A 19,452-nucleotide genomic window follows, 5' to 3' on the forward strand; every position below is an offset into this window, starting at 1 on the left:
GCCATGACACGCGGAGCCGGAACTCCCTCCTTGAAGGTCCTCATCTGCGGCGGCGGGATCGCGGGAGAGGCGCTGGCCTACTGGCTCGTCCGAGGCGGTCACCGGGTGACCGTCGTCGAACGTTTCCCGGCGCTGCGGGCCACCGGCGCCCAGGTCGATCTTCGAGGCCAGGGCATCGACGCCATACGGCGCATGGGACTCCTCGACGTCGTCGGGAGCAGGCGCGTGGACGAGGCGGGCGTGGCCATGGTGGACGCTCGCGGCAAGGCGAGGGCGACGATCATGGCCAACACCTCGGGCCGGGGCCGGCAGACGCTGACCTCCGAGTACGAGATCATGCGCGGTGACCTGGTGCGCATCCTCCACGATGCGACGAAGGAGGACGTGAACCACGTCTTCGGCGTGAGCGTGGACCGATTCGAGCAGGACGAGAAGCGAGTGGTCGCCCACTTCTCGGACGGCACTTCGGGCGAGTTCGATCTCCTGGTCGGCGCGGACGGGCAGGGATCGCGCCTGCGGCGGGCCATCCTGCCGCCCGGCGCTCCGGACCCCTACTGGCGGGTGGGCATCCACATGGCCTACTGGTTCGTCCCACGCATCGCGACGGACACCGACATCCGGGACACCTACCACGCCCCCGGCCGGATGATCATGCGCCGGAGTCACAACCCGACCGAGACTCAGGTCTACTTCATCCTGCGGGAGGACTCCAAGGAGTCCTCAGCCGTCCACCGGGAGTCGATCGAACGCCGCAAGACGTTCTGGGCCGACAGGTTCCGCGATGCGGGATGGCAGACCGAGCGCTTCCTCGAAGGCATGGAGACGGCCGACGACTTCTACTCCCAGGAGGTGGTGCAGGTACGCACCGACACCTGGTCGAAGGGGCGGGTGGTCCTGGTCGGGGACGCCGCACACTGCGCTTCCCCCTTCAGCGGCATGGGCGTCTCCGGCGGCCTGGTCGGCGCATACGTCCTGGCCGGCGAAATCAGCCGGCACGCCCATGATCTGCCCCGGGCCCTGGCGAACTACGACACCACACTGCGGCCCTTCGTCGACGAGATCCAGGCCACGGTCAAGCCGCATCTCCTGCGCCTGGCCATGCCCAGGAACAAGTGGGCCATCGACGCCTTCCACTCCGCCGCCGCACTGGCCTGCTTCCTGCGCGTCCCCGATCTCGTCGCCCGCCACTCGAAGACGGACCGAGGCGGCGACCGGCAACTCCCGAACTACCCGGACCTCGACGACGCGTAGGTCGGGTCCGGCGGACCCGGGTGGGCTCGGACCGACCCGGGCGCCGCCGACCTCGACCTCGACCACCGGTGACGGGTCCCGCCGGAGGCATCCCATCCGGGCCCCTTCCGGCAGGAGGTCGCGCCCCGACCCCCCCGCCCGCAGGCCGTCGTCACCCCGGCACTGCCGCCCACGTCACCGCGCGGTGGCCCCGACAGGCCGCCTCCAGCGCGACCCGCCACCGGTGGTCCGCCATCTCCCCCTCGCCCAGCGCACCGCGCAGTTCCAGACTGGCCAGCCCGTGCACCAGGGCACTCAGGTGGGTGGCCGTGTCGTGCGGGTCGGTCGGCGCGAAGCGGCCGGCTGCAACGCAGCGGTCGACGGCCCGCACCAGGGTGTCGAACGTGCCCTTGATCCGGGCCAGATCCGCGTCGCTCGGAAGGAAGTCGGCGATCGGCCGACCGAACATCAGGTCGTAGCGATGCGGGTTGGCCCGCGCCGCGGCCCGGTAGGCGTAGCCCAGCGCGATCAGGTCCGTCTCCGGGTCGCCGTCGACCGGCACGTCGGCGAACCGCCGCTCCAGGGCCGCGAATCCGTCCAGGAACATCGCCCGCAGCAGCCCGGCCTTGTCCTGGAAGAGGTTGTACACGGCGGTCGTCGAGGTGCCCACCTCGTGGGCGACCCGACGGGTGCTCAACGCCTGCGGGCCCTCCTGCGCGAGCAGCCTCCCGGCGGCCTCCAGCAACTCCCGGCGGAGTTCGTCCCAATCGCGCGTGCGTGGCCGTCCCATGTTGACAACAGTATCGCGACACTGTTTCATAACGCCGTATCAAAAATCACCCTCCCCGGGTCGGGCCACGCGCCACAGGGAGGACCACCTCGGGAGTCCTCATGTCCACCGGGTCCGATCTGCACGTGGTTCTCGGCGCCGGCGGCGCGGTCGGCGCAACCGTCGTCGACGAACTCGTCTCGCGCGGCCGGCGAGTGCGCGCGGTCAACCGCAGCAGCGGCCTGACGGTGCCCGAGGGCGTCGAGGTCCGCCGCGGCGACGTCACCACGACCGAGGGAGCCACGGCGGCATGTGCCGGCGCCGCCGTGGTCTACCACTGCGCGGCTCCGGCCTACACCCGGTGGACGAGCGAGTTCCCGGCGCTGACCGACGCGATCCGCGCGGGCGCCGCCGCGGCCGGCGCCAAGCTGGTGTTCGCGGACAACCTGTACATGTACGGGCCGGTGAGCGCGCCGATGACCGAGGACATGCCGTACGCGGCCGACTTTCCCAAGGGCCGGGTCCGGGCCGCGATGGCCCGGTCGCTGTCGGCCGCGCACGAGGCCGGCGAACTGCGGGTGGCGATCGGCCGGGCATCCGACTACTACGGCCCCCGAGGCGTGAACAGCGTGGTGGGCGAGACCGTGTTCGGCGCCGCGGTGCAGGGCAAGGTCGCGCGCTGGGTGGGTCCGCTGGACCAACCGCACTCGTTCGGCTACCTGCCCGACTTCGCCAAGGGGCTGGTGGTGCTCGGCGAGGACTCGCGCGCGGACGGGCACGCGTGGCACATTCCCGCCGCCGAGCCGGTGACCGGACGACAGTTCCTCGACCTGCTCTTCGCGGAACTGGGCCGCCCGAACAAGTCGGCCGCGGTGGGCCGCACCCTGCAGCGGGTACTGGGTCTGGTGAACCCGACGGTGCGCGCCCTGGGCGAGACCTGGTACCAGCGCGACCGCCCGTTCGTGGTCGACACCGGCCGGTTCACCGAGACCTTCGGCCCGCTCCCGCCGACCGCGCACGCCGAGGCGATCGCGGCCACGGTCGCCTGGTTCCGCAGCGCGCACGCCTGACGCACCCGGGTCCGACCCGCGTGCTTTCGCTCCGCCGCGCTTCGCGCCGGCTCCGGCGCCTGTCCCGATGCCGACCGGACACCGGTGATCCGGACCCCGGCGGCCCCCGGCCCCGGATGACCCGGCCCCGGGTGATCCGAACCCGATGGGCGCGGACCCCGAGTGGCCCCAACCCGGGTGGCCCGGACCCGATACGAGCCGGATCCGGGACCACCGGGTGACACCCCCGCGCCGATCCCGCCCCGCGCGAAGGGCGGGTGCGGGTCGGCATCGCGGACGGGTCGAGCAGCCCTACCGGCTGCCCGTCAGATGCGCGAAGACCACGACATTCGCGGCGTATCCGGTGTGTTTGTCGTAGCGACCACCGCAGGTGATCACCCGCAACTCCGCGGCCTCGGTCGGCCCGTAGACCACGTCGTCGGGAAAGGCGTCCTTCGGGTAGGACCGGACCGCGTCGATCGCGAAGACCGCCGTCCGGCGGTCCCGCCGCTGCACCTCGATCCGGTCCCCCACCCGGAGCAGGCCCAGCTTGAAGAACACGGCCGGGCCGGAGCGGGTGTCCGCGTGGCCGACGGTGATCGCGTTTCCGCGGGCGCCGGGGGTGACACCGTCGCCGTACCAGCCGACCAGGTTCTTGTTGCCCACCGGCGGGGTGGCCAGCCGGCGGTCCGGACCGATGCCCAGCACGCTCGTCGGCGCGTTGACGCCGATCGCCGGGATCCTGATCCGGGTCGGCGCCGACGCCGTCAGCGGCGCGGCGTCCACCCGGTGCGGCGCGTCGTTCGGGGTCCGGGCCTGGACCGGCACCCGGGCCGCGTCCGCGACGGGAGCCGGCGGCCGCTCGACCGGGCCGTCGGATCCGTGCTGGACCAGCCACAGTCCGACGGCGACCGCCAGCGCGGTCGCCCCGGCCGCGAACGGGCCGGAGCGACGCGCGCGCTGCGCCGGCGCGGGCTCAGTTCGTCCCATCGCCCGTGGCACGGCGACGACGGGCGAGGTAGAGGCCGAAGCCGCCGAGCGCTGCGCCCGCGACCAGTACGCCGGCCGCCACCTCACCCGCGTCGACCTGCGAACTGCCGCCACCACCACCGGCGTTGACGCTACCTGCGGGCCGGCCGCCACCGGTGGTCGTGCCGGCGGGGCAGTCGACCCTGAAGACCTTCTGCTTGCCGGCCCCCTGCTCGCCCTCGAAGGTCCACACCAGCTTGTACTGCCCGTTGGGCAGCGACAGGTTCGGGGTGTGACCGGTGCCGTCCGCAAGGGTGATGGTCCCGCCCAGCACGGATCCCGCGCTGTTCGCCGGCTGCGGGGCGATCGTGTAGGTGACCGACTGGAGCGTGTCGAAGTTGAACGCCGCCAGGTTGAACAGGCACACCTTGGGTTCGTTGCGCTGGTCCGTCGGCGACGTGGTGCTCATGTGCACCTTCACGTCGCCGTTGTCCCCCGGCGCCATCGGCAGCGCATGTGCGGCGCCGGTACCGGCGAGCGTGGCGGCACCCAGCGCGATCGCCGCGACGGTCAGCCGCCGGGTGCGGGTGGACGGACTATGGCACGGGGAAGGCATCACTGTGGGCTCCACGAAGAGGACGGATGAAAGTGGTCGCATCACCTGAAGATGGGACATTCCGACGGTGCCTTCCGCATCCGCCCCCACCGCGACGACACACACCACCCCGTCCCGGATTCACCCGTATGTCGCAGCACGTACACCGTCCGTCGTCCCGCCCCGGCCCGGACGCCCGGCCCGGCGACACCCGGGCGGCCTGTGTGGCAATATGCCGGATCCGCTCGTGAATACGCCGGTTTGACATCGGGTTCGGGCAGGCGTAATCCGAGACATATGTGCGCGCAAGCAGCGGAGCGGCCGCCGCGCCGCACGGTACGAAGACGCCCGGTGCCCGGACGTGGGTGGCGCCCATGACCGGCACGGTGCCGGGGCCCGGCGCCGGGCCCCGTCCCCTTCGTGCGGTGCACAGCGAGGCCGACCTCGACCAGGAACGCGAGGCGGTCCTGGCCGACTGCTCCACGTGCCTGGACAGCGCCGTCCGGGGCACCGGCGCCTACGCCGGGGTGGTCTACCTGCGTTCACCCGATCGGCGCTCGCTGGTCCTGGCCAAGGTCGCCGGACTGGCCCTGTCCCTGCTCGGGCCGTGGAGTCGGGTCCCGGTCACCGGCGCACTGCCCGCCCCCGAGGCCTACCGCACCGGCCGCATCGTCTTCCTCGCCGACGACGGCGACACCATGCGGCGCTTTCCACAGCTGGCCCTGGGCATGCCGTACGCCTACGCGTCCGCCTCGGCGCCGGTCCGCGCGGGCACCGAGACCTTCGGCGTGGTGTGTGTGATGTGGCCCGCCTCCCCCGGACGCGGCCTGCCCCCCTCGCGGCGGCGCAGTCTGCGCACCGCGGCCCAGCGCCTGGGCAACGCGCTCGGCGCACGGGTCGCCCGCGGTGTGCCCGTCGACTACGACGGCCCACCCACGGTGACCCTGCTGCCCGCCAACACGTTCCCGCTGATCCGGGTGGGCCTGTTCGACTGGAACGTGGCCACCGGCGACTTCGACGCGGACGAGGAGTTGTGCGAGCTGTTCGGCGTCGACCCGGCCGACTTCGATCGACGCGCGACGACCCTGGCGGCTCGGGTGATCTCCGGCGGCGGGCAGGAGTTCCGCGACGCCGCGCGGCAGGCCGTGGCGACCGGCCGGGTACTGGCCTGGCGGCTCCACGTGGCCGGCTCCGACGGCGCCGGCCGGCCGCTGGAGGTGTGGGGCCGGGTTCCCGACGAGGTGTCCGGCGACCGGTCGCGACACCTGGTGGGCGCGGTGTTGGACCTGGGTGCCGGCGCAGCCGCCGCGGAGGCGGTGGAGCGGCTGCGCGACGGCGTCTTCTCGCTCGACCCGGGCGGCCGGATCACCTACGCCAGCCGCAACCTGGCGGACCTGCTCGGTGTCCGGCCGGAGGACCTGCTGGGCCGGACCCCCTGGGAGGCCCTGCCCTGGCTGGCCGACCCGTCCTACGAGGACCGCTACCGGGCGGCGATGCTCTCCCAGCAGCCCGGCTCCTTCCTGGCCCACACCCCGCGCGACCGCTGGCTGGCGTTCTCGCTCTACCCCGACCCGTACGGGCTGACCGGCAAGGTGGTCCCGGTGGGCGCGCCACCCGGCGCCGGTGGTCGGGCGACCGAGGCCGATGCCTCCCGCCCCGAGACCGAGCCGCCCCGGCTGGGGGCGATCTACCACGTGCTCCAGATGGCGGGCGCGCTCACCGAGGCGGTGTCGGTCGGCGAGGTGTGCGAGGTGGTCGCCGACCAGATCCTGCCCGCCTTCGGCGGCCGGGAGCTGGCGATCTACATCGTCCGGGACAAACGCTTCTTCCTGGCCCTGCAGACCGGCTACCCCGAGAACTTCCTGGACCCGTTCGAGGGCGTGCCGCTGGACGCCTCGCTCCCCGGTGTCGAGGCGCTCACCCGCGGCGTGCCGATCTTCTTCGAATCGGCCGAGGAACTGGCAGCGGCGTATCCGGGCATCCCGCTCGACGAGATGTCCGCGTGGGCGTTCCTGCCGCTGATCGCCTCGGACCGGTCGGTGGGCAGCTGCATCCTCGGCTTCGACCGCAACCACCTGTTCACCCCCGAGGAGCGCTCGGTGCTCACCGCGCTCAGCGGCCTGATCGCCCAGGCGCTGGAACGGGCCCGGCTCTACGACGCGGAATTCACCCTCGCCCGCGGCCTCCAGCACGCCCTGCTGCCGCACCGGCTGCCCGACCTGCCCGACCTGGAGGTGGTGGCCCGCTACCTGCCGGGCACCCAGGGCATGGAGATCGGCGGCGACTGGTACGACGTGATCGACACCGGGCGCGGAGTCGGGCTGGTGATCGGCGACGTCGAGGGGCACAACGTGGCCGCCGCCGGCACCATGGGCCAACTGCGGAGCGCCGTCCGCGCCTTCGCCACCGGCGGACAACGACCCGACGAGGTGGTGCGGTGCACCAACCGGCTGCTCGCCGATCTGGATCCCGGCCTGTTCGCCAGCTGCTGCTACATCGAACTGGACCCCGCCACCGGCAACGCCGAGGCGGTTCGCGCGGGCCACCCGCCACCGCTGCTGCGCGGCCCGGACGGGCGCACCCGGGTCCTCGACGTGGCCGGCGGCACCCTGCTCGGGGTGGACCCGGCCGCCGAGTATCCGGTGACCCGGGTGACCCTGGAGCCGGGCTCGGTCCTGGCCCTGTACACCGACGGCCTCGTCGAGGAGTCCGGCACCGACCTGGACCTGGGCATCGACCGGATGCGCGCGTCGTTGTCGCAGGCCCCCGACGCGGGCCTGGCCGAGCTCGCGGACCGGATGTTGCGCGACGCGGGCCGATTGACCGAGCGGGCCGACGACGTGGCCGTGCTGCTGACCCGGCGGCCGACGACCCGGCCCGCCGCGCCGGGGTCGGCCGAACCGGCGCCGGGTGCGGGGGGCTCGGCCGATCTGCGCTGAGCGGCAAACGCGCGACCATGGAATGAGGAGGAACAGGAGGGCTCGATGGGCACACCCAACCCGGCCGGTGCCGACGATGCCGGTGCCGACGCGTCCTCCGTGCCGTGGGGCGCGGACCGGGCGCTGCTCGACCACCTGCTCAACCGGGCACCCATCGGCATGGCGGTGGTCGATCGGGAGCTGCGCTGCGTGTGGCTGAACGACCAGCTCGAACGCAACGGCGGGATCCCGCGTCCGCTGCGCCTGGGCCGGCGGCTCTCCGAGGTGCTGCCCGGCCTGCCCGCCGAGACCATCGAGGCGCGGATGCGCGAGGTGCTGGAGACCGGGGTCCCGCTGATCGACCACGAGTACCAGGGCCGCACCGCGAGCGACCCGGACCACGTGCACGCGTACTCCACCTCGTTCTTCCGGCTGGACGACAGCACGGGATCACCGGCGGGGGTGTGCTACCTCGTCATCGACGTCACCGACCGCTGGCGGGCCCGGCAGCGGCTCGCGCTGCTCAGCGACATCGGGGCCCGGATCGGCACCACCCTGGACGTCGCGCGCACCGCGCAGGAACTCGCCGACGTCGCGGTCCCCGACCTGGCCGACTTCGTCGCGGTCGACCTGCTGGAACCGGTGCTCGGCGGGATCGAGCCCGCGCCCGGCCCGGTCAGCCGGGACAACCCGGAGCTGATCCGTCTCGGGCAGCGCTCGGCGCGCGAGGGCCGGGACGGCAGGACCGACGGCGACCCGGCCGAGTCGATCGCCCGGATCGGCGAGCGTGCCCCGGTCGCCCGCAACTCCCCCGGCGCACGCTGCCTGGTCGACGGCAAGGCGGTCCTGGAACCGGTCCTGGACCCGGTGATCCTGCCCTGGCTGGCCGAGGACAAGGTGTCCACGGAGCGCACCCGCACGGTGGGCCTGCACTCGATGATGGTGGTCCCGATCCGGGCCCGCGGCACGATCCTGGGCATGGCGCACTTCTTCCGCCGGGACACCCCGGACCCGTTCGAGGGCGACGACCTGATCCTGGCCGAGGAGTTCGTCTCGCGCGCCGCGGTGTGCATCGACAACGCACGCCGCTTCACCCACGAGCACGCCGCCGCACTGGCCCTGCAGCGCAGCCTGCTGCCGCACGGGCTGCCCCGGCAGACCGCGGTCGAGGTGGCCAGTCGCTACCTGCCCGCCGACGATCGGGCCGGGGTCGGCGGCGACTGGTTCGACGTGATCCCGCTGTCCGGCGCCCGGGTCGCCCTGGTGGTCGGCGACGTGGCCGGACACGGCACGCACGCCGCGGCGACGATGGGCCGGCTGCGCGCGTCGGTGCACACTTTGGCCGACCTGGACATGCCACCGGACGAGTTGCTCGCCCATTTGGACGACCTGGTCATCCGGTTCGTCGACGAGGAGGGCACCGGTGAGGGCGGCGTGGACACCACCGCACTGGGCGCCAGCTGCCTGTACGCGGTATACGACCCGGTCAGCCGGTTGTGCACGTTCGCCCGCGCCGGGCACCCGCCGCCCGCCCTGGTCCGCCCCGGCGGCGCGGTGGAGTTCCTCGACCTGCCCGCCGGGCCGCCGCTGGGCCTGGGCGGCCTGCCGTTCGAGTCGGCCGAGTTCGAGCTGCCCGAGGGCAGCCTGCTGGTGCTCTACACCGACGGCCTGATCGAGACCCGCGATCGGGACGTGGACTTCGGCATGGATCGGCTGCGCGCCTCGCTCGCCGAACCGGACCGGCCCCTGGACGAGCTGTGCCGCTCGGTACTGAACACGCTGACCCACAATCCGCCGCCGGACGACGTGGCCCTGCTGATCGCGCGCACCCGCACCCTGGACTCCTCCAGGGTCGCGTCCTGGGAGCTGCCCGCCGACCCGGCCATCGTGGCCCAGGCCCGCACGCTGACCGGCCGACAACTCGCCGAGTGGGGACTGGAGGACATCGCGTTCACCACCGAGCTGGTGATCAGCGAACTGGTCACCAACGCGATCCGGTACGCGTCGGGGCCGATCCGGCTGCGGCTGATCCGCGACGCCACGCTGATCTGCGAGGTCTCCGACGCCACCAGCACCAGCCCCCGGCTGCGGCACGCGCGCACCTCGGACGAGGGCGGGCGCGGACTGTTCCTGGTCGCCCAGTTCACCCAGCGCTGGGGCACCCGCTACACGGGCGACGGCAAGACGATCTGGACGGAGCAGTTGTTGCCCGCCCCGCTGTGAGCCCGGGGCCCGTCCTCGATCCCGCGTCGGGGCCCGCGACGCCCCGGCGTCGACGGTCGGCGCTCCCTGGCGTCGCCACGAGCCCGGGGCTCTCGGGTGTCACCGCGAGCCCTGCTACGGTTTTTCGCATGTCAGGAACCATCCCCCGCGAATCAGGAAGTGGGCAGTCGTATCGCGGGCGCAACTCCACCGCGGACCGCGCCCTGGACATCCTTCTGCTGTTCGGTGACGACCGCCTCGCGCTGTCCGCGAACCAGGTCGCCGAGCACCTGGGCGTCGCCCGCTCCACCGCGTACCGCTATCTGCAGAGCCTGACCGCCAACGGGTTCCTGGAGGAGAACGACGGCGGCTCCGGGTTCCGGCTCGGGCCCCGGGTGATGGACCTGGCCCGGCTGGCCCGCAAGGGCGTCGGTCTGTCCGACCTGGCCCGTCCGGTGCTGCGCGCCCTGGCCCGTGCGGTCGGTCAGCCGGTGCTGTTGACCCGCCGGGCCGGCGATGCGGTGGTCTGCCTCGAACGCGAGGAGGCCGTGCACACGTTGCGGCTGTCCTACGAGCGCGGACAGGTGCTGCCGCTCAACGCCGGCGCCGCCGCACTGACCCTGCTGGCCTGGGCCGACCACGCCGAGCTCGACCGACTCCTGGCACGCCCGCTCCCCCGGTTCACCGACGCCACCGTGACCGACCCCGAGCGACTGCGCGCGCGACTCGCCGAGATCCGCGCCCGGGGCTACGCGGTGGCACGCGGCGAACTCGACCCGGACGTGCTCGGCATCGGTGCTCCGGTGCGCCGCGAGGACGGCGACGTCGTGGCGGCCGTGAGCATCGCGGCACTGTCCCACCGGGTGCCCGACGAGCAGGTACCGGACTACGTGTCGGCCGTGGTCGCCTCGGCGGGCGAACTGTCCGTCCAGGTGGCTCGGATGGGGCTGTAGGACGACGCGGCAACGACGGCGGGCGCGAACCGGGAACCGGCCCTGCCGCCGGAGGGCGGAGCGCGGCGCGTGGTCAGCGGCGCGGTTCGGGACCGCCCTGGGCCGGGTCCGGTGGCGGTGCCGCGATGCCCGGGGAGCCGAAGGTCAGGTTGGTGAAGTCCCGTCCCTGGACGACCGGGCCCTGCTGGGTGCCGCCACTGATCGTGTTGTGCACCGCACCCGCCGCCTCCTCCGGCAACAACGGCGCCAACTCATCGAGCAGCGTACGCAGTTCCGCCGCCGCCACCGGATCGGCGCGGAGCAGGCGACGCAGCCGGGTGCGCCACTCGGCCTCGATGTCCGCGATCACCGGATCGTCGCCGGACTCCCGGGCCACGGACAACTCGCGTCGGGAGGAGTCCAGTTCGCGTTCGACCACGATCCCCTGGGCCGGATCGCCCCGGCCGAACAGGGCGGCGATCCGGGCCCGGGCCTGCGCCCAGGACTCCGACACCATCAGCCCGACCATCGTGGTCGCGCCCGATGCCGCCAAGGTCATCAACTCTGCCTCCACACCGACCCCCCGCAGTTGTGGCCGCCGGGCGGGCCGACCGACGCGCATCGCCCACCCCCGAACCGCGTCGTCGCCGAGTCCGCCGACGCGGGCCCGCCGTTGGGCGCATTCTTGCCCACATCCGGCTCCGAACACGCCGATTCCGCCGAAGTCGACCGCAAAGCACCGCGGTGCGGATCATGCCCGACGGGGGGCGGCATCCCCACGGCGTCTCGATTCCGCCCCGCGTCGAACCCCGGGGACGGCGGTCGGGCCGCCGGCTCGCACGGTGCGCGCCGGCGACCCGAGGTGGGTCGAGCCGACCCAATCGTCGGGCGCGCAATGGGTGTCGGGCGCCGGCATGGCGAGGTCGATCAGGTGGAGCGCGATGCCGGCCGATGTCCTTCGTTTTGGGGGACTTTCACTTGCGGGCGGGAGTTTCGCGGTACTGGTATGCGCATGCTGCGAGGCTAGGAAGGGGCCGCGAGGGGCGCGTCCGTCACATGTACCGGGTCGGGGATCGTCGGGAGGTGGCGGTTTCGCCGTGTGGGTGCCACCTGCGGGTGAGCGGGGACGTCCTACCGATCGACTCGTTGACCGGCGCGCGTGGTCCGGGTCGGGCGGGTGTCGATCAGGGTGAGCGCGTCCTCCACGGAGCCGGCCGGGTCGGGCAGCGGGTAGAGCACGCCGCGGACCGTGCGGGTGTCGTCCAGGAGCAGCGTTAGGCGCTTGAGCCGGTCCACGCCCGCCGCCCGGAAGGTGGGCAGCCGCAGTGCGGCGGTCAGTTCCAGGTCGGCATCCGAGAGCAGCGGGAACGGGATGTTCGCGTGCCGGGCGAACGAGGCCAATTGGTCCGGGCGTTGGGTGCTCACGCCGCGTACGGTGGCGCCGCGGTCGGTGAATTCGGCCAGCCGGTCGCGGTAGGTGCACGATTCCAGCGTGCAGCCGGGCGCGCCGGGGATCCGGTCCCAGCCGGGCGGATGGCCCTGGAGGCCGGGGGCGTAGGCGCCGGGGAAGCAGTACAGGACCGTCCACGCGGTGTCCGCGATCGGGTCGATGCGCTCGTCGGCGGCGGTGCGCAGGGTCAGTGCGGGCAGCCGGGTGCCGACCAGGGCGTGCGCCTGACGGGCCTCGGCCGAGTCGGATTCGCCGGTGGCGGTGAGCGTGCCGTCGCCCAGGACGTGCCGTGAGCCCCAGTTCTGTAGTGCGACCAGGACGGGGAGCAGGCCGCGACCGGATTCGGTGAGGTGGTACTCGTAGCGCGGCGGGTGCGGGTGGTAGAGCCGCTTCTCCAACACCCCGTGCTCCACCAGTGCCTTGAGCCGTTGGGCCAACACCTTGCGGCTGATCCCGACCTGCTCGTGCAGCGCGCCGAACTGGTGCACGCCCGCCGCGACATCGCGGATCAGCAGCAGGGTCCACCAGTCGCCGACGATGCCGAGCGCCTGGGTGATGGCGCAGTCGGCATCCGTCAGATCCGTGTATCGCATGTGACCTCGCCTTGCCTGGTACGACCCGTTCACTATAGTGAGTTTCCATTGGTTACTCACTTGCTCGTCCGGCGAGCCCGGCTCGGCCGCCCGGCGGGCCGGGCATTCCGGGGGCGCAGATGAGCGAAACGACGACGAGCGAGGCCGGCCCGACCATCACCCGCACGGCCGGCGCATTCCGGCGCTACTGGACCGCCACGACCGTCAGCCACGTCGGCGACGCGGTGACCGCCGTCGCACTGCCACTGATCGCGCTCCAGGGCCTGCACGCGAGCAGCCTCCAGGTCAGCCTGATCACCGTCGCGCAGTACACCGCGTGGATCCTGATCGGGCTCCCGGCCGGAGTGATCGTGCAACGACTCCCGCTGCGCGGCACGCAGGTCGCGATGGATGTGCTGCGGGCCGTCGCGGTCGCCTCCGTCCCGCTCGCGTGGGCCCTGGGGGTGCTGCACCTGTGGCAACTGATCGTGGTCGCCTTCGTGGTCGGCCTGGCGAGCGTGGTCTTCGACGTGGGCAACGCGACGCTGCTCCCGTCGATCGTGAGCAAGGAGGAGTTGACCGCCCGCAACAGCCTCACCTCGGGCTCGGTTTCGGCCACCCAGCTCGGCGGCCCGTCCCTGGGCGGCGTGCTGGTGCAACTGTGCGGCGCCGCGAGCGGGTTGCTGGTGGACGCGGTCAGCTTCCTGGTGTCGGCGGTGCTGCTGCGCGGCCTGCCGCGCCCGGCCCGGACCACGTCGACCACCGCCGGGCCCTCGGTGTCCGCACTGATCTCCGAGGGGCTGCGCTACGTGCGCCGGCACCCGGTGATCCGCCCGTGCGTGGCCGCCGCGACCACCGTCAACTTCGTCTGCGGCGCGCTGCTGGCGCTCGTCCCGGCGTTCCTGGTACGCACCCTGGACGCGCCGGCCGCGCTGGTGGGCGTCCTGATCGCCTCCGAGGGGATGGGCAGCCTGCTCGCCGCGGCGCTGACCCCGCGCCTGGTGGCCGGGGTGGGCAGCGCCCGTGCCCTGATCGGGGCCGCGCTCTTCGGCGCCGTCGCGCTCGGGTTCGTGCCGTTGGCCGGCCACGGTCTCGGTCTGCTCGTCTTCGCGGTGGCGAACGCGGGCTTCGGCGCCGGGGTCGTGGTGCTCAGCATCCTCACCCGCACCCACCGCCAGACGGTGACCCCGCCGGACCTGCTGCCGCGGGTGATGGCCACGGTCCGGTTCGTGTCCTGGGGCGCGATCCCGATCGGCGCGCTGACCGCCGGTCTGATCGCAACCTGGCTGGGCAACCGGGCCGCCCTGGCCACACTGTGCGGAATCGCCTTCCTGACCCCCCTCGTACTGTGGTCGAGCCCGATCCGTACCCAACGAGACCTGACCTGAGGCCGGCCGCCCGTGGGGCCCACCGGGCCGCGACCGGGACCGAGGCCGGCAGCGGGCCGGCGCCGAGGTCGGGGCCGGCCCGTCCACGGCGGCGGCCAGGTGTCGGTGCGGGCCGCGACCGCCGTCGGCCGGTGCTCAGCGACTGCGCTGCCGACGCCCGATCCCGGCGCCGCACGCCCGTCCACGGCCGCGGCGGGTGTCGATGCGGCCGCGCCACGCCCCCGGCCGGGGGCTCACGCTGTGCTCTCGCCGATCCCGGCGCCGCGGGCTCGTCCGCGGGCGGGACGGGAAATCCAGGTGACCGTGCGGCAGTTCCTGATCTAGGTTGGGGGCATGGATGTGACCTGCAAGCGGATCGGTGAGCCGCGCCACGCGTTCGGCAGCCGCCCGCGGAGCGCGCATCCGACGACGAACCGGGAGCCGTGGAAGGGCCGTTGGCCCGATCGCTCCGGGTCGCCTCGCGGCTGAACCGCCACCGGTAGGCGGTGTGACGACCACGGTCGTCGCACCCACCGGCCCGCGACCGAACAGCCGCCCCCGAGCCGACCCGAAGGCCGCCGCCCCGCGCCGAGCCCGGTCCGTCCCGGCTCCGCCGGCGTCCGCACCCTGATCCCCCACCGACCGACCGACCGTGCCACGCCCCGCGCACGCACCGGACCGGCACACCGTCCCGCCCTGTACCGGCGTGCGGTGTCGCCGACCGGCGCGTGCGCGGTGCGCGCAGGGGTCGATGGGGTGTGTCCGGTAGCGCGCGCACCGGTCCCGGCGGCCACCGCGCCCCGGCATGCCTGCCATCCGACGAAATCCGTCCCCCTCCGTGCCGTGCACCCACCGCACGCGGCCGTGCCGCGCGCCGGGCCGGCCCGGCGGGGCGACGGGTCGATGGCGGCTGCCCGGATTCGTCACCATCCATCCCGTCGAGCAGGAGAGAAGACCCGTCATGACCACAACCGCCCGCGACCTCGCCGGCATCCGCAACATCGGGATCATGGCCCACATCGACGCCGGCAAGACCACCACCACCGAGCGCATCCTGTTCTACACGGGCGCCTCGCACCGGATCGGCGAAGTGCACGACGGCACCACCACGACGGACTGGATGCCGCAGGAGCGCGATCGCGGCATCACCATCACGTCCGCCGCGATCACCTGCGACTGGACCCTGGACGGGGTCAGTCACCGGATCAACCTGATCGACACACCCGGCCACGTCGACTTCACCGTCGAGGTGGAACGCTGCCTGCGCGTGCTCGACGGCGCGGTGACCGTCTTCGACGGGGTCGCCGGCGTCGAACCGCAGTCCGAGACGGTGTGGCGGCAGGCGGACCGCTACCGGGTGCCCCGGATCTGCTTCGTCAACAAACTCGACCGCACCGGCGCCGAGTTCCATCGTTGCGTCGAGATGATCGGCGAACGGCTGGGCGCGGTCGCCCTGGTCGTGCAGGTGCCGATCGGCGCCGAGGCCGACTTCCGCGGCGTGGTCGACCTGGTCCGCATGCGGGCCCTGCTGTGGTCCGCCGAGAGCGGACTCGGCGAGGCGTACGAGGACGTCGAGATCCCGGCCGCGTACCTGGCGACCGCGCTGACCTGGCGCGGCCGACTGCTGGAGACCGTGGCCGAACACGACGAGGCGATGTTGGAGCCGTACCTGGCGGGCGAGGAGCCCACCGAGGCGCAGCTGCACGCCGCGATCCGGCGGATCACCATCGCCTCCGGTCTCGACGAAGGCCGCACCGTCACCCCGGTTCTGTGTGGAACCGCCTTCAAGAACAAGGGAGTTCAGCCACTGCTCGATGCCGTCGTACGCTACCTGCCGTCGCCGCTGGACGTGGACGCGATCGTGGGACACGCGGTCGACGCGGACCGGACCGAGGTCGAGCGCAAACCGTCGGACGAACAGCCGCTCGCGGCACTGGCGTTCAAGATCGCGAGTGATCCGCACCTGGGCAAGCTGACCTTCATCCGGGTGTACTCGGGCCGACTCGCCGCCGGCGACCAGGTGCAGAATCCGGTCAAGGGTCGCAAGGAACGGGTCGGCAAGATCTACCGGATGCACGCCGCCAAACGAGAGGAGATCGCGTCCGTGGGCGCCGGCGACATCGTCGCGGTGATGGGGCTGCGGCAGACCACCACCGGCGAGACCCTGTGCGATCCGGCGCACCCGGTGATCCTGGAATCGATGGACTTCCCCGTACCCGTGCTCGAAGTGGCCATCGAACCCAGGTCCCGGGCGGACCAGGAGAAACTGGGCGTCGCCATCCAGCGCCTGGCCGAGGAGGATCCGTCCTTCCGGGTCAAGACCGACCGGGAGACCGGCCAGACCATCGTCTCCGGCATGGGCGAACTGCACCTGGAGGTGCTGGTCGACCGGATGCGGCTGGAGTTCGACGTCGCCGCCGACGTCGGCCGGCCCCGGGTCGCCTACCGCGAGACGGTGTGCGCGGCGGTGGCCGGGCACGACTACACCTATCGCAAGCAGACCGGCGGCAAGGGCCAGTACGCCAAGGTCCGGATCGCGATCGAACCACTGGAGGGAGAGGGCTACGAGTTCGTCGACAAGATCACCGGCGGGCGCATCCCGAAGGAGTTCATCCCGTCGGTGGACGCGGGTTGCCGCGCCGCGATGGAGTTCGGGGTGCTGGCGGGCTACCCGCTCACCGGGCTTCGGGTCACCCTGCTCGACGGCGACTTCCACGACGTCGACTCGTCCGAGATGGCCTTCCGGATCGCCGGATCGCTGGCTTTCAAGGAGGCCGCGCGACTCGCGCTGCCGGCGCTGCTCGAACCGACCATGGCGGTCGAGGTGACCACGCCCGAGGACTACCTGGGTGAGGTCATCGGCAATCTCAACGCCCGGCGTGGACAGGTCGCCACGATGACCGAGCGTTCCGGCGCCAAGGTGGTCACGGCGCTGGTGCCGCTCGCCGAGATGTTCGGCTACGTGGGCGACCTGCGCGGCCGGACCTCGGGTCGGGCGAGCTACACGATGGAGTTCGCCGCGTACGCCCGAGTCCCCGGGCACGTCGCGGAGGCGATCCTGGCCAAGGCGGGCACGGCGTAATCGCCGACGGGGGAGCGCAGTTCCGCTCACCACGCGGAACTCCGCGCCTCCGGAGCAGGCCTCCCGTCGCGACCGACGCGACGGGAGGCCGCCCACGCTGCGCGGCATCGGCAGCAGGCATCGCCACGTGACGACCCACCGACTGCGCGAGTCCCGCGCCGACAGGCACGAACGCCCTTGCTGCTGTGCCGGCACAGCCAACGCCCGCCGCCCGGGCACCGGCAGGTGACCCGGCGCGCGACCCGGCGCCCGATCCACAGCAGCGGGCCGGCTGAGCTGCGGCCTCCGGTCGAAGCCGGTCCGAGACGGTTCGAGCTTGTTCGATCCGGTTCATGCCGGTCCGGGCCGGTCCGGGCCGGTCGATGCCGGTCGATGCCGTCGAAGCCCGGACACCCCAAGATCATTGTGCCCGTCATGTGCGCGAGGGGCGGATGTCGCCCAATCGCCACCTACGGCCCATAGCGTCTGCCGCGGCATCCGCCGATGCCCCAGACTGGAGGAACGCACATGGCGACCGAGGACCACTCGAACCGACCCGACGACCACCCCACTCCGCAGTTGCCCGAATGGGCCGACCCGGAGGTGGCCGAGGACCGGCTCGACCCGCAGGGTGTGTCCCGGCGTGGTCTGATCGGTCGGGCCGGCCTGTTCGGAGCCGGCTTCCTCGGCGCGTCGGCACTCGGCGCGGTGGGTGCCGGTTCGGCCGCCGCGGCCGAGTCCGACGATGCGGTGCAGGCGAGTTCGCGACCGGGCCAGGACGGCCCGCCCGGCAAGTTCGTCTACCTGGTGGGCGACCACCACGTACACACGGTCTACAGCCACGACGCCAAGTACGGCTTCGCCCAGTCGGCCGCGCAGGGTCGGCAGTTCGGACTGGACTGGATCGTCTACACCGAGCACGCCAACTTCGGCCACGCCAACGCCGGCGGCGCGGAGCGCGAGCACGCGGAGATCGTCAAGGCCCGCCAGGAGAACCCCCGGGTGCTGATCTTCCAGGGCCTGGAGTGGTACGTCCCCGCCGCCGAGCACGCCACCGTGATGGTCGCGCCCGGCCGGAACGAGGTGGAACTGCTCCGCCGATTCGAGCTGACCTTCGACGCCAAGCTCAACAAGTTCGACGTGGGCGCCCCCGGCGACCCGGTCACCGCGGCCAACGAGGCCAAGGCGGTGGAGGCGATCCGCTGGCTCGGGCAGCGCCGGCGTGAGGGCTTCGTCGAGGACGTCCTGGTGCTGGCCAACCACCCCAGCCGGCTGGGCATCGTCTCGCCGCACGAACTGCGCGCGTGGCAGGACGCGGACCCCTCGATCTTCCTCGGCTTCGAGGGCGCGCCCGGTTCGCAGGCCAACGCCGACCCCGCCTGGGTGAAGTACCGCGAGGGACAGTCGGGTCCGGGCACCTTCCAGCGCGGCGAGTACCAGAACGCGCCGTCGCCGCAGAGCTGGCCGAGGTACCCGATCGAGAGCTACCGCACACACGGCGGCTTCGACTGGATGACCTCGACGGTCGGCGGCATGTGGGACGCGCTGCTCGCCGAGGGCCGGCTGTGGTCGGTCACCTCGAACTCGGACAACCACCGCACCATGTTCGACACCCACGCGGACGGCGCCTACCCGCCCGGCAAGGGCTTCGACGACCTGGGCTCCAAGCCGCTGCCGGTGGACACCGGAGTCCCGCAGCCCGGCAGCGACTTCTGGCCGGGTCAGTTCAGCCGCACCCACGTGGGTGTCGAGCGCTTCGGCTACCGCGACGTGATGGCCGGCCTGCGGGCCGGTCGGGTGTGGGTGGACCACGGCCAGCTTCTGGACGGCCTGGACGTATGGATGGTCGCGGACAACGGCCACACCGAGCCGGTCACCCTGGGCGGCCGGCTGCCGCTGGCGGCCAACCGCGGCGCCACCCTCTACATCCGGATCACCACCGCGAGCCGGCCCAACTACCACGGCGAGGTGCCCCGCCTCGCGCACGTGGACGTGATCACCGGGACGGTCACCGGCAAGTCCCGCGACGCGGACTCGTGGCAGGCCCCGGACACGCGGGTGAGCAAGCGCATCGACGTGTCCGGCCGCACCGGCACCTACACCCTGAAGGTGCAACTGCCGCGCCGGAACAAGCCGTACTACGTCCGCCTGCGCGGCAGCGACGGCAACCGGCACGGCGTGGGCCCGTTCGGCGCCGGCGTCGACCCGGCCGGCCCGATCCAGCACCCGAACAACGACGGCGACCCGTGGCGCGACATCTGGTTCTACAGCAACCCGATCTTCGTCGACGTCAAGGGTTCGCACTGAGGCAACCACCCGCACGCGGTACGGCGGGGCA

The 19,452-nt window shown here is 72.8% G+C and carries 13 protein-coding genes; 8 read left to right on the forward strand and 5 right to left on the reverse strand.

Going from position 1 to position 19,452, the window contains the following annotated elements; translation table 11 throughout:
• Positions 1-30 precede the first annotated feature (30 nt).
• Positions 31-1,251, forward strand: a complete 1,221-nt coding sequence (locus ACFZBU_RS14910; protein WP_391583956.1) for an FAD-dependent monooxygenase — start codon at positions 31-33, stop codon at positions 1,249-1,251.
• 151 nt (positions 1,252-1,402) lie between these two features.
• On the opposite strand, the gene ACFZBU_RS14915 is transcribed toward ACFZBU_RS14910, so the two are convergent.
• Entirely contained in the window at positions 1,403-2,020 is a 618-nt protein-coding gene (locus tag ACFZBU_RS14915; RefSeq protein WP_391583957.1) for a TetR/AcrR family transcriptional regulator, read from the reverse strand.
• A 101-nt stretch (positions 2,021-2,121) separates the two neighbouring features.
• Between ACFZBU_RS14915 and ACFZBU_RS14920 the strand changes: the two genes are divergently transcribed.
• A complete protein-coding gene (locus ACFZBU_RS14920) occupies positions 2,122-3,069 on the forward strand; it encodes an NAD-dependent epimerase/dehydratase family protein (protein WP_391583958.1) in 948 nt (315 codons plus the stop codon).
• Between the two features lie 291 nt (positions 3,070-3,360).
• On the opposite strand, the gene ACFZBU_RS14925 is transcribed toward ACFZBU_RS14920, so the two are convergent.
• Complete coding sequence (locus ACFZBU_RS14925) at positions 3,361-4,038, reverse strand: class F sortase (protein ID WP_391583959.1); 678 nt, start codon at positions 4,036-4,038, stop codon at positions 3,361-3,363.
• On the reverse strand, positions 4,025-4,633 hold the full coding sequence (locus ACFZBU_RS14930) for a hypothetical protein (protein ID WP_391583960.1): 609 nt from the start codon (positions 4,631-4,633) through the stop codon (positions 4,025-4,027). Before ACFZBU_RS14930 ends, ACFZBU_RS14925 begins: the two co-directional genes overlap by 14 nt.
• Before the next feature lie 353 nt (positions 4,634-4,986).
• On the opposite strand from ACFZBU_RS14930, the gene ACFZBU_RS14935 reads away from it, so the two are divergent.
• The 3 genes from ACFZBU_RS14935 to ACFZBU_RS14945 all read left to right on the forward strand — a co-directional run bounded on the left by ACFZBU_RS14935 (position 4,987) and on the right by ACFZBU_RS14945 (position 10,685).
• On the forward strand, positions 4,987-7,551 hold the full coding sequence (locus ACFZBU_RS14935) for a SpoIIE family protein phosphatase (RefSeq protein WP_391583961.1): 2,565 nt from the start codon (positions 4,987-4,989) through the stop codon (positions 7,549-7,551).
• Positions 7,552-7,596: 45 nt separating this feature from the next.
• Entirely contained in the window at positions 7,597-9,753 is a 2,157-nt protein-coding gene (locus tag ACFZBU_RS14940) for a SpoIIE family protein phosphatase (RefSeq protein ID WP_391583962.1), read from the forward strand.
• A gap of 128 nt (positions 9,754-9,881) precedes the next feature.
• Positions 9,882-10,685, forward strand: coding sequence for an IclR family transcriptional regulator (locus ACFZBU_RS14945; RefSeq protein ID WP_391583963.1), 804 nt, complete (start codon positions 9,882-9,884; stop codon positions 10,683-10,685).
• A 73-nt stretch (positions 10,686-10,758) separates the two neighbouring features.
• Here ACFZBU_RS14945 and ACFZBU_RS14950 read toward each other — a convergent pair whose 3' ends face one another.
• Together ACFZBU_RS14950 and ACFZBU_RS14955 are read right to left on the reverse strand one after the other, a co-directional pair.
• Positions 10,759-11,223, reverse strand: a complete 465-nt coding sequence (locus ACFZBU_RS14950; RefSeq protein ID WP_391583964.1) for a hypothetical protein — start codon at positions 11,221-11,223, stop codon at positions 10,759-10,761.
• Between the two features lie 572 nt (positions 11,224-11,795).
• The gene (locus ACFZBU_RS14955) at positions 11,796-12,707 is read right to left on the reverse strand and encodes a winged helix-turn-helix transcriptional regulator (RefSeq protein ID WP_391583965.1); all 912 of its coding nucleotides are present in this window, start codon (positions 12,705-12,707) and stop codon (positions 11,796-11,798) included.
• 119 nt (positions 12,708-12,826) lie between these two features.
• On the opposite strand from ACFZBU_RS14955, the gene ACFZBU_RS14960 reads away from it, so the two are divergent.
• From ACFZBU_RS14960 to ACFZBU_RS14970, 3 genes are all read left to right on the forward strand, one after another.
• The gene (locus ACFZBU_RS14960; RefSeq protein WP_391583966.1) at positions 12,827-14,074 is read left to right on the forward strand and encodes an MFS transporter; all 1,248 of its coding nucleotides are present in this window, start codon (positions 12,827-12,829) and stop codon (positions 14,072-14,074) included.
• A 940-nt stretch (positions 14,075-15,014) separates the two neighbouring features.
• Positions 15,015-17,135 (forward strand): elongation factor G, encoded by a 2,121-nt coding sequence (gene fusA, locus ACFZBU_RS14965; RefSeq protein WP_391583967.1) that lies wholly within the window; start codon positions 15,015-15,017, stop codon positions 17,133-17,135.
• Between the two features lie 507 nt (positions 17,136-17,642).
• Complete coding sequence (locus ACFZBU_RS14970) at positions 17,643-19,421, forward strand: histidinol-phosphatase (RefSeq protein WP_391583968.1); 1,779 nt, start codon at positions 17,643-17,645, stop codon at positions 19,419-19,421.
• The last annotated feature ends 31 nt before the right edge of the window (positions 19,422-19,452 follow it).

It is taken from the genome of Embleya sp. NPDC008237, assembly GCF_042956465.1.
In the GTDB taxonomy this organism is placed as follows: domain Bacteria; phylum Actinomycetota; class Actinomycetes; order Streptomycetales; family Streptomycetaceae; genus Embleya.

Coding starts and splice junctions, on each gene's coding strand:
- ACFZBU_RS14915 (WP_391583957.1), bottom strand. CDS start 2,020: ATGGGACGGCCACGCACGCGCGATTGGGACGAACTCCGCCGGGAGTTG.
- ACFZBU_RS14920 (WP_391583958.1), top strand. CDS start 2,122: ATGTCCACCGGGTCCGATCTGCACGTGGTTCTCGGCGCCGGCGGCGCG.
- ACFZBU_RS14925 (WP_391583959.1), bottom strand. CDS start 4,038: ATGGGACGAACTGAGCCCGCGCCGGCGCAGCGCGCGCGTCGCTCCGGC.
- ACFZBU_RS14930 (WP_391583960.1), bottom strand. CDS start 4,633: ATGCCTTCCCCGTGCCATAGTCCGTCCACCCGCACCCGGCGGCTGACC.
- ACFZBU_RS14935 (WP_391583961.1), top strand. CDS start 4,987: ATGACCGGCACGGTGCCGGGGCCCGGCGCCGGGCCCCGTCCCCTTCGT.
- ACFZBU_RS14940 (WP_391583962.1), top strand. CDS start 7,597: ATGGGCACACCCAACCCGGCCGGTGCCGACGATGCCGGTGCCGACGCG.
- ACFZBU_RS14945 (WP_391583963.1), top strand. CDS start 9,882: ATGTCAGGAACCATCCCCCGCGAATCAGGAAGTGGGCAGTCGTATCGC.
- ACFZBU_RS14950 (WP_391583964.1), bottom strand. CDS start 11,223: ATGACCTTGGCGGCATCGGGCGCGACCACGATGGTCGGGCTGATGGTG.
- ACFZBU_RS14955 (WP_391583965.1), bottom strand. CDS start 12,707: ATGCGATACACGGATCTGACGGATGCCGACTGCGCCATCACCCAGGCG.
- ACFZBU_RS14960 (WP_391583966.1), top strand. CDS start 12,827: ATGAGCGAAACGACGACGAGCGAGGCCGGCCCGACCATCACCCGCACG.
- fusA (WP_391583967.1), top strand. CDS start 15,015: ATGACCACAACCGCCCGCGACCTCGCCGGCATCCGCAACATCGGGATC.
- ACFZBU_RS14970 (WP_391583968.1), top strand. CDS start 17,643: ATGGCGACCGAGGACCACTCGAACCGACCCGACGACCACCCCACTCCG.